Consider the following 13,424-nt stretch of genomic DNA (forward strand, 5'->3'; position numbering starts at 1 on the left):
CAGGTTTGGATAACTTCAGCTTATCAGTTTCCTTCTGAAGGTGGTAGAAATAATAATTATTTATGTAAATAGCTTTAAATTAAATCGTTTACTAAAATTTATTAACTAGGTGATGTATATGAAAGTAGAAGCACAAGAAATTTCATTATCTATAGGTGGAAAAAAAGTTCTAAATCGCGAGAGTATTTGTTGCTTGCCTGGAAAGATGAGTGCGTTAGTAGGACCGAGTGGTTGCGGTAAGACTACATTGCTAAATTGTCTCGGTCTTTTACTTCCAGTTGATGAAGGATCAATTTTTATAGACGGAAATAATGTAACGAAATTTAATGCAGCATCTCGAAGGAAATTTTGGCGTGATTATGCAGCGTTTATACTTCAGGATTACGGTATTATGGATGAAGAAACAGTTGCGTTTAATGTAACGATGGAATCAAGTGTCTTTGGCCGAATTAAGGGTAATAGAGAACGGTTGACACAGGTTTTAAAACAAACAGGTCTACAAGGTAGAGAAGAAGAACTAGCCGGTCATCTTAGTGGTGGTGAAAAGCAGCGACTCGCACTAGCTCGTGCGATTTATAAAGATGCTAAAATTTTGTTTGTAGATGAGCCTACGGCTTCATTAGATGTAGATAATAGAAAGATGGTAATTGATTTATTTACTGAATTTGCCTCACGTGGTAGAACTGTCATTGTGTCTACACACGATCAAGAAATGATAGAAGCATGTGATGTTTTGCATGAAGTCGGAAAAAACAACGCTATTATAAAACAGGTATCAATCAATAACTCAGTTTAAGGGAGGAAAATATGAAATCTACCAACAAGCTTTATAAGTTTATCGGCATTATTATCGTTTTTTTACTATTTATAGGGTTATTTGCATATATAAATGGATGGATTCCCTTATCACCAAAGGATACTCATCCATCATGTGATCAATTACCATCTATTTCTGAAGCTTCTGCTTCATTAGAAAATAACCAAGATTTAGTCAAAGAAATTCAAAAGTTGGGGAATGAAATTACAGTAGAGGTTGAAAAACCGTGTAAGGATGACCAAGATAGAGGACTTATTATGATAACTTACGGTACAAACGAAGAAAGGGAGAAAATAGGGGAATTTCTGAGTCACCTTAGTGAAGAAGATGGATTTGGAGTTCCGGTATATCTAGTTAAGCGTTAGTTGTTTGTGAAGTGTTAATGAAAAATCGTTTTCTTGCATCCTTATTGTCAGTAAAAAAATTTCCTTTTATAAAAATTGCTAACGTAGTAAATTGTTGTTAGGATCTATATCCCTTTGTAATGGTTCGTATAAACTAAGTAAAATGGAGGTCTCACTGTTGTATAAACGTATTATAGCGATTGTGGCAGCTGTCATGTTCACTTTACTGGCATTATTAGCCATTATTATCACAGACTTATTTGATCGGGACTTTCCACAAGCAATTGATGTTAAAAGTAGATTAATTTTAAACTTCAGTGAATCGGGTCTGTCTATTGATGAAGCATTTAAGTTACTGGAAGAATTAGATAAACGTTGGAATTTAGGCTTAGTAAAGGTTGCTCCAGATTTAACGAATGACGATGATCGGCAAATTTTCGTTCCTTTGAACGAAGGAGATTATCCTTCTGAAATTACTTGGTTTGGTAAAGATGAAGTTGGTAAAATAGTAGATAAAGAAAGATTGTCTACATCTTATCCAGACGGTTTTTATCTTGTAACTGGAGAGACTGCTCACTTGGATGAATTTGAAAACACTTTAGTTCATAGCTCAATCGATGTTGGACGAACAGATGCATCAATTATCCATAGCTTGGGCTTTGTAGTTCAGGAAAAAGGATTTACTGCAGCGGTTATTGCTTCATCTGCACTAATTGCAAGTATGGCGCTGTTTTGGCTTTCATTAAAAGCAAAGGGACGTGCTCTTCGAGTCTTGGCTGGTTCACACACTTTTAGGATTCAAACTCAAGATTTGTCAAGCTTTGGTGGCGCATTGATTATATCTGCATTTGCTGTTGCATGTATTTCAGCAGTTTATGTTGGTGTATATCATGGTTGGGCATATGTAGACTCATTTTTAAAGGCATTAATAATTCTATTACTAGCTGTCATTTTAATCTCGCTATTTGTTGCTTTAATTATGTCAATCGCAGCGTGGCCAACTGCTACTATGTTAGCTACTAGAGTACCGGCTGTAAAAAGTTTACGTTCCACAGCAATTGTAATTAAAATACTTACATTATTATTAATAATAGCGACAGCAGGTCCTGCATGGAAAGCTTTTAAACAATCGGAAATAACGGCAGCTGAAATGGCACAATGGAAGAAGCTCTCAGATCAAGTTGCTTTAGCTTTTGCAAGCGAGACTGGTGAGATGGACAAATTGGAACCTCAAATTGGTGAGATGGTAAAAGATGCTGAATCGCTCAATCAAGTTGCATTATCATATACATTTACAGAAGATATGATGCCTCCAACAGGTTTAAAAGAGTTTTCGGCAATTTCCTATGTAAACCAAAGATGGCTTGATCTAGTTACATCGAACGTCCCTGATCGATCGCTCAATCAGGTGTCTTTAACATCATTACCTGATGATCTAGTTCAAATGATAAAAGAGGATTTTAAGATTTGGTCAAGAAGTGGGAATTCAGAAGAATTAATAAAAAAATTTCAGTTCTTTATCCCGGTCGATGGTTATAAAATTCCTGTTTCAATTGGTGGGGGAGATGGGAAACTTCAATTTACAGATAAAGTATTAGTTGTCATGGTCCCTTCTCTCTACGAAGCTTATAATGATTCTTCATTGACTTCCATGGCTTCTACTGGAAATATAGTTTTTACTGGTGTAGATGCTACTCAGATGTTAATACATCGTCATCATTTGGATGTATTTTCCCTCAGAGAAAATGGTATAAAAGGTGAGTTGAGAATTGTTTACATTGCAGAAGAAGGGATTCTCCATGCCCAGTATGCAGCATATATTGTATGGGTGTTAAATTTTTCTTTAATAGCGTTGATAATTGCTTTTACAGTTGCTGCGGCCATTAGTGCTATGATAACTGCTATTTTACAAGCAAAACGTGATTTCCCATTACGTCTTTCAGGTTGTTCGTGGATACGAATAATTCAGGAAAGAATGGTTAAAGATGTTCTTCTTGTCTTAAGTGTTATATTTCTTGTTTCATTTGTACAAGGAACTGATGAAATCATAGCAATATTAATTGCAGGTATGTATGGTTTGGTTGTTTTACCATTGAGTCATTGGGTAGCAACAAATTGGTGTTTTAATGGTGTAATTAGACGTAAAATTTAATATAAAATCAAAACATTTTAATATAAAGTATTTAGTTTTATATAAGATAAGGAAGACATGAACAGAGGTGTTAATTAACCTCTGTTTCTTTTGCGAATAGTTATTACAAATTATATATCCGATATCGATTGACATCATTTTTATTACCGCCTATTTTCAATACAAATGACTATTGTATACTTGCCCCTTTAGCCTCATGTTTTTATTGAAATCTCATATCTACTAATTTCATTGAATTGAGGACTAAAAAACGAAACGGGCATTATATTTTTAATAAATCAAATCGCACTACTATAGTGAAGAACAGGTAAAATAGGTATATTTAAAGTTTTGATTGAGTGATGATTAAATTCATAAATTTATTAAGAAAATGAAGTTATTTGTGAATCTAACACATGTAGGAGGGATTATGTGAATATACGCAAGGCTACTATAAATGATATATGGAAATTAGTAGATTTAAGAAAAGTACAACTGATAGATGAAGGTCAAGAACCGATGTCTGATGTAGATCAGCATATGTACGAGTTTTTTAAAAACAGATTTATGGAAGATTCGATTATACAGTATTTAGTAGAGGATAGGGGAGAAATAATAGCAACAGGAGCTGTCATATTTTACGAGTTTCCACCAAGTTTTACGAATATAAGTGGAATAAGAGCATATATTGCCAATATGTATACGAAAGATGAATACCGTGGGCAAGGTCTTGCTAAGAAAATATTAAATAAATTAATCGAAGAAGTGAAGGCAAAAGGACTAACAAAAATATTCCTTCAAGCTTCTGAAATGGGGAGACCTGTTTACAAAAAAGTGGGATTTCATGAAGTAGAGTATTATTTAGAAATGGATCTTTCATGATGTTAACGATTCAACTATTTTTAAGGTTTTATGAAATGAAGCAGCGGATAGCTTATAGTCTAGTGTTCTTTCTACTATAGATTCAGGTGACCACCTAAAAAATTGTTCCTGTTGAAATAGAATTCGATATTTAATTCAGAAGATTTGAATTAGGTTAAAAATTTAAAGTATAATTAAATGGAAGAAATCTTTTCTCTTGTAATAGTAAGTAAAGAGATGAATATGTTTCTTTAATCTTTAAGAAGGGAATGATCTATTTGACGACGAGTGTAAGACAATTTGGCATGACCATTAATGGAGAAACGGTTTATACGAAAAATACTTTACCTGTTATAAACCCAGCAAATGAAGAAGTAATTGCCCAAGTTCCCCATGCTGATGAAAATGACTTAAATCTTGCAGTTCATGCTGCAAGGGCTGCTTTTCCATCTTGGGCAGCACTATCAGTGGAAGAAAGAGCACAAATGTTAGAAAAATTTGCTGATGCGATCGAACAAAACAGTGAAGAATTAGCACGTCTATTTACATTAGAAATGGGAAGACCGTATCAAGGTGCGTTACAAGAAGTGTCGGGAGCGGCAAAAACGGTTGAATTTTATGCAAAACAAAGATTACCTCGTGAAATACTTCAAGATAAAGACACTCACTATGTTGAAAAGTATTATACTCCTCTAGGTGTGGCAGGACTAATTGTCCCGTGGAATTTCCCAGTTTCATTGGCTGTTTGGAAGGTTTCTCCAGCACTATTAACTGGAAATACTGTTGTTTTAAAGCCTTCTCCGAATACGCCCTTAACAACATTATATTTAGGAGAACTCGCGAAAGAAATTTTTCCGAAAGGGGTCTTTAATGTTATTACTGGTGCCAATGAATTGGGAGCTTGGATGACAGAACATAGCGGTATTGACAAGATTAGTTTCACAGGATCAACTGGTACTGGGAAAAAAGTGATGCAAGGGGCAGCAATTAATCTTAAGCGGGTAACGTTAGAACTAGGTGGTAATGATGCAGCTATCGTTTTGGAAGATGCTGATCCAAAGAAAGTTGCTAAACCACTATTTTGGGCAGCCTTCTTAAATACGGCACAAGTTTGTGTTGCAACCAAGCGTTTATATGTTCATGAAAAAATTTATGATGAGTTATTAACAGAGCTTGTCAATTATGCTAAAACTGTTAAAGTTGGCGACGGGATGGATCCAGAAACACAACTTGGTCCACTTCAAAATAAAACGCAATATGAAAAAGTGAAAGGAATAATTGAGGATACGAAAAGGTCGGGAGCAAAGATTGTATTAGGTGGGGAAATCGACGAATCGAAACCAGGTTACTTTATCCCAATTACGATCGTTGATAATCCGGCCGATGATTCTCGCGTTGTTGTAGAAGAAGCCTTTGGTCCGATTTTGCCAGTATTAAAGTATCATGATTATGATGATGTCATTCAAAGAGCTAATAATACCATTTATGGTCTAGGTGCATCCGTTTGGGGAGAAGATCTCGCGTTGGCTAGGTCAATAGCTGATCGATTGGAAGCAGGAACAGTGTGGATCAATGAAGCTCAAGTGCTCCATCCGAAATTCCCGTTTGGTGGACACAAACAATCTGGAATTGGTGTTGAGCATTCGTTAGAAGGGATTACCGAGTATACGAATACGAAAGTTGTCATGATAAGAAAAAATAAATAGAAAGGTAGAATTTCACGAATGCTATTAATTCAAAAAAGATGATTAAAACGCACGGGCTTTTCCGTGCGTTTTTTTGTGAAAAAAATCGAGCTAGCCAAAATACAAATTGCATTAATTTCTATTTATTTTATAAAAAGTCTCTACGTAGTTCTTCGTTAGAGCGAGGTGAGATATAACTCAGTGGTACATCAAACACAGTTTTGGCACCGTATTGATTTTCTTTATATAGTCGGTAAGCTGCCCGTGCATAAGCGACTAATACACTAGCGGTAAACTCAGGGTTACTATCAAGTTTTAATGAAAACTCGTAGATTTGGTTGTTGTTATCTCCGGTTTTTCCACCACGAATGACGAATCCACCGTGCGGAGCTTTTGAATGATCACGTTGAAGTTCCTCTTCTGTAATAAAATGTACTTCCGTATCATAGTCCGCAAAGTAGTTTGGCATTGTTTTAATTGTCTCTTCAATTTTTGCTTTGTCAGCACCTTCTTCAGCAACAACATAGCAGACACGACGATGTTTTTCTGCAGTTGTTAAGGTTGGATTTGCACCACTACGTACTTTATCTATTGCTTCATCTGATGGAATAGTATACTGAACACCGTTTTTTACTCCTTCAACACGTCTGATCGCATCGGAGTGTCCTTGGCTTAGACCTTTTCCCCAAAATGTATAGTTTTCACCATTTGGTAAAATGGCATCGGCCATAACACGATTAATGGAGAATAAACCAGGGTCCCAACCAACTGAAATCATAGCAATCTTTTTTCCTTCAGTTGCAGCTTTATTCACTTTTTCATAAAATTCAGGGATTTTTGCATGGGTATCAAAACTATCGACTGTATTGAAATGTTTTGCAAACTGCGGTGTTTGTTCAGGTAAATCTGTAGCCGAACCGCCGCAAAGTAACATGACATCAATTTCATCTTGATAATCTAAAGCTGTTGAAATATGTTCAACTTTAACATGAGGAATATCAATATGGAAGTCTTGCGGGTTTCTTCTTGTAAAAATAGCCACTAGTTCCATATCTTGGGATTGTTGGATTGCCTTTACTGTACCTTTCCCTAGATTACCATAGCCAACTATACCTAATCGGATTCTTTCACTCATAGCCTTCACTCCTTGTCCATAATTAAGGTAAATGATCTATCATGTTAATTTAATCACACAACCAGATCATTCATTTGTATTTTTAATTATATCTATTAAATATATAATCTGTAAATAAATTGGAAATAGATTATTTTATATAAAAACATTAAATATAGATAAAAAATTGTCAGAAAAACTTTTGAAAACGTTACTTGTGTTCATTGCATTATTTTCAGTTTATAGAATTTAATATTTTATTTCGATGAATTGAAAAATTTTAAAAAGGTATCTTGTCCAGGTTCATTTTTTGATTTATGATATAAACATCACATATCCTAAGCTTAAAGGAGTTTTGAGATGAAGCTGATTTACCAAGGCAAGACGAAGGACGTTTATCAATTAGAAGATGGGAACTATATGTTAAAATTTAAAGATGATGTAACTGGTGTAGATGGTGTATTTGACCCTGGCGCAAATTCTGTTGGTTTAACAATTGAAGGAGCAGGACGTTCTGGTTTGAAATTGACGAAGTACTTTTTTGAATTGTTAAATGAAAAAGGGATTCCAACACATTATATTAATGCTGATATTGAAAATGTAACCATGACCGTAAAACCAGCTGAAGTCTTTGGAAAAGGACTTGAGGTCATTTGTCGATATCGCGCAGTTGGTAGCTTTTTCCGTCGTTATGGATTATATGCCGAAGAAGGCCAGCCCCTTGATGCTTTCGTTGAAGTAACGATTAAAGATGACAAAAGGGAAGATCCTACGATCAGCGAAGATGCGCTTGATATGCTTGGAATCTTATCAAAAGCAGAATATAAAGTGTTGAAAGAGTTAACCCAAAAAATTGCAGGGATTGTAAAAAATGAACTTGCGAAAAAGCAAATTGAATTATACGATATTAAATTTGAATTTGGTCGTGCTGGAGAGAATAAAGAAATTGTCTTGATTGATGAAATTTCAGGTGGAAATATGCGTGCTTATAAAGATGGCAAATATATCGAGCCATTAGAACTTGAAAAATTAATATTACAATAATTCGTTTGAGTACTTTTTTCAATGGTAAAGGATTCATATTAAAGAAAAAAAGGTCCCGTCACAGGTAAATCTGACGGGACCTTATCATTCAATTGTCAGTTTGATTACAAAATTTATTTTCTAGAAAAACGACAGTGTGAAAATAAAGGGAAGTTAAACGATTCAGTGTAACCCTTAAAGTCTTCTTATTTTAAATATCTTCTTGCACCCGCATATTCCTCGCCATATCCAGGAGCTCTGTAATCATCGATTCGAACAGTAGAAGCAGTATTTGGTGAATGAATCATCTTTCCGTTTCCAATATACATACCGACATGGTGGACTCGCCCCTTTCCTTCATCATAGGCAAAAAAGATTAAGTCACCAGGTTGTAAGTCTTCTTCTGCAACAGGTGTGCCGTGGACAGCCTGGACAGATGAATCACGAGGAATGGTAATGCCATGAGCTTTATAAATCGTATGGGTAAATCCAGAACAATCGAAACCGAATCCGGACGTACCTGCCCACAAATAAGGGAGACCCATGAATTGGTAGGCAGTTTTCAATAAATCATCGGCTGTTGGCTCGGGAATTTCTTCAACCGAATGATAAATTTGTACATCTTCTTTTTTCATCCACTTTTGCCCGTCGCTTGGTGTTAAAACTTTAACGGTATGTTTGGTTTCAGCAATGATTGGTAGTCTCGTATTGAAACTAATTTCCATGAAAGACTTTTTTAGTTTTGGATCATCGTAGAGCCAAGCGGTTGGTGAATTAACTTGAGCGAATGGCTTTTTTTCTAAAAATCTCTCAAATTTCTTATTTGTTGTTAATTGTTCCGCCGGCATCCAACCGGGATAACCAATCTCTTCTCTAGGTGTTGGTTGACCATGAACGGCAACTTTCACCCAGTCACCTTCTTTATCAAGGACCGTTACTTTCATCCCTAACAATGCCTGAGTCTCTAAGTTTCCTACAAGCCAAAGTTTCTCTTCATAGGTCATTGATTTCGTCCATTTCCATGGGAGCGCAGGATTAGTAAGTGCTGGTTCATCAATTGGACGTGCGATATCTGGATCAGTCCAAACGGTTGCAACAGATACATCGATATAGGCAGTATCACCAACCTTAATTTTGTCCGAAACAGTGTTAGCATGGACTGGAGTAAAAGAGGTGAAAAGGAGACCGATGACCGTCACTAATGTGAATAGCCATTTTTTCATCATAACCACATCCTTCTTTCAAATTTATTGAGAAACGGGATGAAATCCTATTCCCGGAATCTCCTCTAGATGGATTTGCGAATTCCTAAAATAACGATCAACTTTATGATCATTGAGCCATAAAGGTGAGTCGAGATCGACTTTTTTGATGTTCGGATGTGCTACTGCTAAATGAGCGGCTGCTAAAACGGATAGTGAGGATTCCATCATGCAACCGATCATACAAGGAATTCCGGCAGTTTCTGCAATGCTAGCAATCTTACAAGCTTCTAAAAGACTTCCTGTCTTCATTAATTTAATATTTATTAGGTCTGCTGCTTTCTTATTTACGATTTTAATAGCATCTTTAGCTGAATAAACACTTTCATCAGCCATAATTGGTATATTTACCCGTTCACGTACAAATTTTAGTCCATCAAAATCCCATTGGGGGACGGGTTGTTCAATAAATTCAATAGGGAAATTTCTACTTTCAAATTCGCCAATGATTTTTATTGCTTCTTTAGCAGACCAGCCTTGATTAGCATCAATCCGTAAAACAATGTTGTCGCCTAAATGATCATAGATTGCTTGAATTCGCTCCAAATCCTTTTGTGGATCATTACCCACTTTAATTTTTAAAATTGAAAATCCTTGCTCTACCGCTTTTATAGCATCGTGAACCATTTCATCAGGTTCATTTAAACTTATCGTCATATCGTTTATGAGTGAATTCGTTCTTCCTCCAAAAATTTGAAAGAGGGGAACTTTGAGCAGTTTTGCATAAGCATCATACAAGGCAATACTTAAAGCCGCTTTTGCACTTGTATTGCCGATACAACTTGTTTGAATGATCATTTCATTTTCGGCAATATTTTCAATCTCTTTCCCAAGTATGCTTGGAAAAAGCAGTTGTTCCAATATATTTTTCATACCAGAAAGGGAGTCTCCGGTGACTTTTTCCGTTGCGACACCGGAACCATATCCTGTTATTCCATTTTCAAGTGTTATTTTTACAATTAAACTTTGAATGTCAAAGGCAGTACGAACGGCAGTTTTAAACGGTCTCTTTAAAGACGTCCGTTCAGTTTGAATTTGTGCATCAACAATTTTCATAAAAGCCCCTTCTTTCAGTTTATAGTGCTGATAATATTTGAGCGGTTATGATACCAAAATAAGTTCCTAATAAATTTCCTAATAACGCCATTAATACACCAACAGGTACTAGTGCTCTATGATAGGCTCCTGCTAAAACTGGGGCAGATGCCATTCCGCCGATGTTGGCTAAAGAAGCCACACCCATCGTAAATAGGTCTAATTTGAACACTTTAGCTACAAAAATCATTGCCAAAGCATGGATGAGCAAAATCATAAATCCTGAAAGTATATAGATCGGTGCTTGGAAAATTTGTGAAAAGTCTGCATGGGATGCAATTAAAGCGATAATAATATAAAGCATTACTCTTGAAATTTCGTTTGATCCAGGAATTTTTGCAACCGGTGTAACAGCTAATCCTAATCCTATAATAGATGCAAAAATAACTGTCCAAGTTGTTGCATTAAATACTGCTCCAATTGCTGGTAAACTATTTCCAATTTCCCAGCAGACTGCTGAAATAAAAATACTTCCACCAATAAGGACCATCAGTTCAGAAAAACCAATTTTCCCTTCACTTTGTTCATTCGATACTTCTAATTCATTTGGTACTGCACTATTTTTTGCACCTGTCCAACGATTAAAACGGGATGCATGAGAAACAAGCCAAAACATAAACATGACCCAAATTGAATAATTAATCGTGTCCATAATAAGTGCATAGCCAAAAATATTTTCAGGGACATCTAATATATCTTGTAATGCGACCATATTAGCCGATCCACCGGTCCAGCTTCCGCTTAGTGCTGCAAATGCTTTCCATGTGTCTTCAGCATAAAATCCTTTCAACAATAAATATGTAATTGTAAAACCTAGAACAATCGTAATTGCAGCAAAGAAGAAGGTCAGTAGTAGTTTTGGTCCCATTCTAATAATCTTCCGCAAATCACATTGTAACAGCATGAGTAGAAGCATAGCTGGTAGTAATAAATTTTTTACTTCTGTGTATACAACATCATTGGAAGTGCTGTCACCAAAGACGCCAGCTGTCTGTAAAATGGCTCCAAAAATATAGATGAGAACAATGCCAGGAATGATTTTAAATAGCTTCCTATCTTTAAATTTTTTTTCAGAATAAGCTACAATAGCAGTTAATAAAAGTAACACCCCTAAATAAAGAATTCCATTTTGAATCATATATTTTACCTCCTATTTAAAATATAAAAACCCAACAAATAGGTATATCAAAAACCTATTTGCTGGGTTTCATCTGCGGTTCATTTAACAGACGAAGCAGCATGAACAAATTTCATGTATTTTAAATGTGCATTTTTAAAAGCGACGATTAATGCTTTTTGTGAAGATCCAAAATAGCGATTTTTTATCTTCGATGTGACTTGTTCAACATCAAGAATGGAAGCGCCGATAAACAAACTTTTAATGAATTGTCTTGTTAATTCAAGCGTTGTTGAACAATCCGCATCCACAATGATGTTGTTGTCTTTATTCACTACTAATCCAATATAGAAGGCGTTATATTTTTGTGTGATCGGATTATTGACCGCTGTTTTTGCATCTCCTATAATAAAAACGGTTTCATTTTTTTGCATATTATCACCAGCCTTCACCATCTACGTTAAGGGACATTTGTGAGGCAATCACAAATGATTCTTATCGTATGTTCTAGGCTATATTTCTATTTTTAATAAAATTCGGAACAATGTCAATTAAAAAATGAATAATATTAATCATTTATAAATTTAATAGATTTTAAATAGACTTCAAGATTTTTACTCAGCTTTATTTTTTTCTGCTGCAGCTACAATAAATAGAATGGCGACAAACAAAATACTTCCTCGCAAGAACATCCCTGACCAAGAGTCAAAAGGAAAAATTCCGCTCAATAATATTAAACAAATTCCGACTAGAATGTTTACTTGTTTTGGGAGAGACTTCAATTTATTAAACATTTTTTCACCTTTTCAAGTAGTTCATATTGCTATATTTTAGAAATATTATAACATAAATCTGACAAACTGAAAGAGTTTTCAAAAAGTAATAAGAGTCGTCAATGGTATTGTATGTATATTGGAAATGACTCTACCCTTTTGAAAAGCTCTAGAACCTTTATTTGAAATAAAAACAAAACCTATCGAAGTGATAGGTTTGTTAAATAAAAGTATATTTTGTAAGCAAATGGGTGACTTATCTTGCCATTAAAATATGCTTAGCTTGTAGTTTTTGGAAAGTAGATGCAATAGTTTCATACCAGCAATACTGTTTCCTTTGTCATCGAGTGCAGGGCCAAAAATACCAATTCCACATTTACCTGGTAAGGATCCCATAATTCCCCCAGCTACTCCGCTTTTAGCCGGTATACCTACTTTGATTGCAAACTCCCCAGAGGCATTATACATTCCACATGTAACCATAAACGTTTTACAAATTCTTGCAACATCCCGAGGTAAAATTTGCTTATGCTTGATTGGATCTACTCCATCCATTGCAAAAACTAAACCTATTTTCGCTAAGTCAAGGCAAGTCATTTCTATTGCACATTGCTTTGTATATAACTCCATTAATGTTTCCGTATCTTCTGTTATAATATTGTGTTGTTTTAAAAAATAGCAAAGAGCCCGATTTAAAAAAGCTGTATCATACTCTGATTTGGCTACAGTTTCACTATAGTCTACTGTATCATTATTTGCTAAAAGTTTAATAAAGTTGAGCAAACGTCCTAGTCGTTCTTCAGTTGAACTCCCTTTAATCATTGATGTAACAACTAGGGCTCCTGCATTTATCATCGGATTTAATGGTTTGGCTGGCTTCATTGTTTCTAATTTAGCAATGGAGTTGAATGGGTCACCAGTTGGTTCCATACCTACTCGTTCAAATACATAGTCATAGCCTCGATCCATCAATACAAGTGCTAAGCTGATTACTTTGGAAATACTTTGCAAAGTGAATTTTTTATTTATTTCTCCTGCTGATACAAAGTTGCCATCGGGATAATGAATAGCAATTGCTAAATCTAAAGGATTTGCTTTCCCTAATTCTGGAATGTATGTGGCCACTTGACCGTTCTTTGCTACTTTTTTTGCTTCCTCAACATAATTCCTCAGTTCTTCATTTGAAAAAATTGACATATCAT

At 35.3% G+C, this 13,424-nt stretch carries 13 protein-coding genes; 6 read left to right on the forward strand and 7 right to left on the reverse strand.

Annotated elements, in window-relative coordinates; translation table 11 throughout:
- Positions 1–118 precede the first annotated feature (118 nt).
- The 5 genes from OEV82_RS02415 to OEV82_RS02435 all read left to right on the forward strand — a co-directional run bounded on the left by OEV82_RS02415 (position 119) and on the right by OEV82_RS02435 (position 5,859).
- Entirely contained in the window at positions 119–796 is a 678-nt protein-coding gene (locus OEV82_RS02415) for an ATP-binding cassette domain-containing protein (protein WP_263060886.1), read from the forward strand.
- 11 nt (positions 797–807) lie between these two features.
- Entirely contained in the window at positions 808–1,182 is a 375-nt protein-coding gene (locus OEV82_RS02420; protein WP_263060887.1) for a hypothetical protein, read from the forward strand.
- Between the two features lie 157 nt (positions 1,183–1,339).
- Positions 1,340–3,313 carry a hypothetical protein gene (locus OEV82_RS02425; protein ID WP_263060888.1) on the forward strand — a complete coding sequence of 658 codons (1,974 nt, stop codon included), beginning with the start codon at positions 1,340–1,342 and terminating at the stop codon, positions 3,311–3,313.
- A 411-nt stretch (positions 3,314–3,724) separates the two neighbouring features.
- On the forward strand, positions 3,725–4,174 hold the full coding sequence (locus tag OEV82_RS02430; protein ID WP_173658102.1) for a GNAT family N-acetyltransferase: 450 nt from the start codon (positions 3,725–3,727) through the stop codon (positions 4,172–4,174).
- 248 nt (positions 4,175–4,422) lie between these two features.
- Complete coding sequence (locus OEV82_RS02435) at positions 4,423–5,859, forward strand: aldehyde dehydrogenase family protein (protein WP_263060889.1); 1,437 nt, start codon at positions 4,423–4,425, stop codon at positions 5,857–5,859.
- A 127-nt stretch (positions 5,860–5,986) separates the two neighbouring features.
- Here OEV82_RS02435 and OEV82_RS02440 read toward each other — a convergent pair whose 3' ends face one another.
- Positions 5,987–6,973: a diaminopimelate dehydrogenase gene (locus OEV82_RS02440; RefSeq protein ID WP_263060890.1), complete on the reverse strand. Its 987-nt coding sequence runs from the start codon at positions 6,971–6,973 to the stop codon at positions 5,987–5,989.
- Between the two features lie 339 nt (positions 6,974–7,312).
- Here OEV82_RS02440 and OEV82_RS02445 point away from each other — a divergent pair, with 339 nt between their 5' ends.
- Complete coding sequence (locus OEV82_RS02445; RefSeq protein WP_263060891.1) at positions 7,313–7,996, forward strand: phosphoribosylaminoimidazolesuccinocarboxamide synthase; 684 nt, start codon at positions 7,313–7,315, stop codon at positions 7,994–7,996.
- A gap of 185 nt (positions 7,997–8,181) precedes the next feature.
- Here the strand turns inward: OEV82_RS02445 and OEV82_RS02450 are convergent, their stop codons facing one another.
- From OEV82_RS02450 to glsA, 6 genes are all read right to left on the reverse strand, one after another.
- The gene (locus OEV82_RS02450) at positions 8,182–9,198 is read right to left on the reverse strand and encodes a C40 family peptidase (RefSeq protein WP_263060957.1); all 1,017 of its coding nucleotides are present in this window, start codon (positions 9,196–9,198) and stop codon (positions 8,182–8,184) included.
- 24 nt (positions 9,199–9,222) lie between these two features.
- Positions 9,223–10,293 carry a dipeptide epimerase gene (locus tag OEV82_RS02455; RefSeq protein ID WP_263060892.1) on the reverse strand — a complete coding sequence of 357 codons (1,071 nt, stop codon included), beginning with the start codon at positions 10,291–10,293 and terminating at the stop codon, positions 9,223–9,225.
- Positions 10,294–10,312: 19 nt separating this feature from the next.
- The gene (locus OEV82_RS02460; protein WP_263060893.1) at positions 10,313–11,470 is read right to left on the reverse strand and encodes a DUF819 family protein; all 1,158 of its coding nucleotides are present in this window, start codon (positions 11,468–11,470) and stop codon (positions 10,313–10,315) included.
- Between the two features lie 80 nt (positions 11,471–11,550).
- Positions 11,551–11,883, reverse strand: a complete 333-nt coding sequence (locus tag OEV82_RS02465) for a DUF3870 domain-containing protein (protein ID WP_173658096.1) — start codon at positions 11,881–11,883, stop codon at positions 11,551–11,553.
- Between the two features lie 180 nt (positions 11,884–12,063).
- A complete protein-coding gene (locus OEV82_RS02470; protein WP_173658095.1) occupies positions 12,064–12,243 on the reverse strand; it encodes a hypothetical protein in 180 nt (59 codons plus the stop codon).
- 246 nt (positions 12,244–12,489) lie between these two features.
- Positions 12,490–13,419: a glutaminase A gene (gene glsA, locus OEV82_RS02475; protein ID WP_263060894.1), complete on the reverse strand. Its 930-nt coding sequence runs from the start codon at positions 13,417–13,419 to the stop codon at positions 12,490–12,492.
- Between the last annotated feature and the right edge of the window lie 5 nt (positions 13,420–13,424).

The sequence above is a fragment of the Pallidibacillus thermolactis genome, from assembly GCF_025660415.1.
In the GTDB taxonomy this organism is placed as follows: Bacteria; Bacillota; Bacilli; order Bacillales; family Caldibacillaceae; genus Pallidibacillus; species Pallidibacillus thermolactis.

What these genes read in the sequence shown, in the direction of transcription:
- OEV82_RS02455 (WP_263060892.1), bottom strand. Translation starts at nt 10,293, where the DNA reads ATGAAAATTGTTGATGCACAAATTCAAACTGAACGGACGTCTTTAAAG.
- OEV82_RS02465 (WP_173658096.1), bottom strand. Translation starts at nt 11,883, where the DNA reads ATGCAAAAAAATGAAACCGTTTTTATTATAGGAGATGCAAAAACAGCG.
- OEV82_RS02435 (WP_263060889.1), top strand. Translation starts at nt 4,423, where the DNA reads ATGATCTATTTGACGACGAGTGTAAGACAATTTGGCATGACCATTAAT.
- glsA (WP_263060894.1), bottom strand. Translation starts at nt 13,419, where the DNA reads ATGTCAATTTTTTCAAATGAAGAACTGAGGAATTATGTTGAGGAAGCA.
- OEV82_RS02450 (WP_263060957.1), bottom strand. Translation starts at nt 9,198, where the DNA reads ATGAAAAAATGGCTATTCACATTAGTGACGGTCATCGGTCTCCTTTTC.
- OEV82_RS02420 (WP_263060887.1), top strand. Translation starts at nt 808, where the DNA reads ATGAAATCTACCAACAAGCTTTATAAGTTTATCGGCATTATTATCGTT.
- OEV82_RS02415 (WP_263060886.1), top strand. Translation starts at nt 119, where the DNA reads ATGAAAGTAGAAGCACAAGAAATTTCATTATCTATAGGTGGAAAAAAA.
- OEV82_RS02470 (WP_173658095.1), bottom strand. Translation starts at nt 12,243, where the DNA reads ATGTTTAATAAATTGAAGTCTCTCCCAAAACAAGTAAACATTCTAGTC.
- OEV82_RS02440 (WP_263060890.1), bottom strand. Translation starts at nt 6,973, where the DNA reads ATGAGTGAAAGAATCCGATTAGGTATAGTTGGCTATGGTAATCTAGGG.
- OEV82_RS02460 (WP_263060893.1), bottom strand. Translation starts at nt 11,470, where the DNA reads ATGATTCAAAATGGAATTCTTTATTTAGGGGTGTTACTTTTATTAACT.
- OEV82_RS02445 (WP_263060891.1), top strand. Translation starts at nt 7,313, where the DNA reads ATGAAGCTGATTTACCAAGGCAAGACGAAGGACGTTTATCAATTAGAA.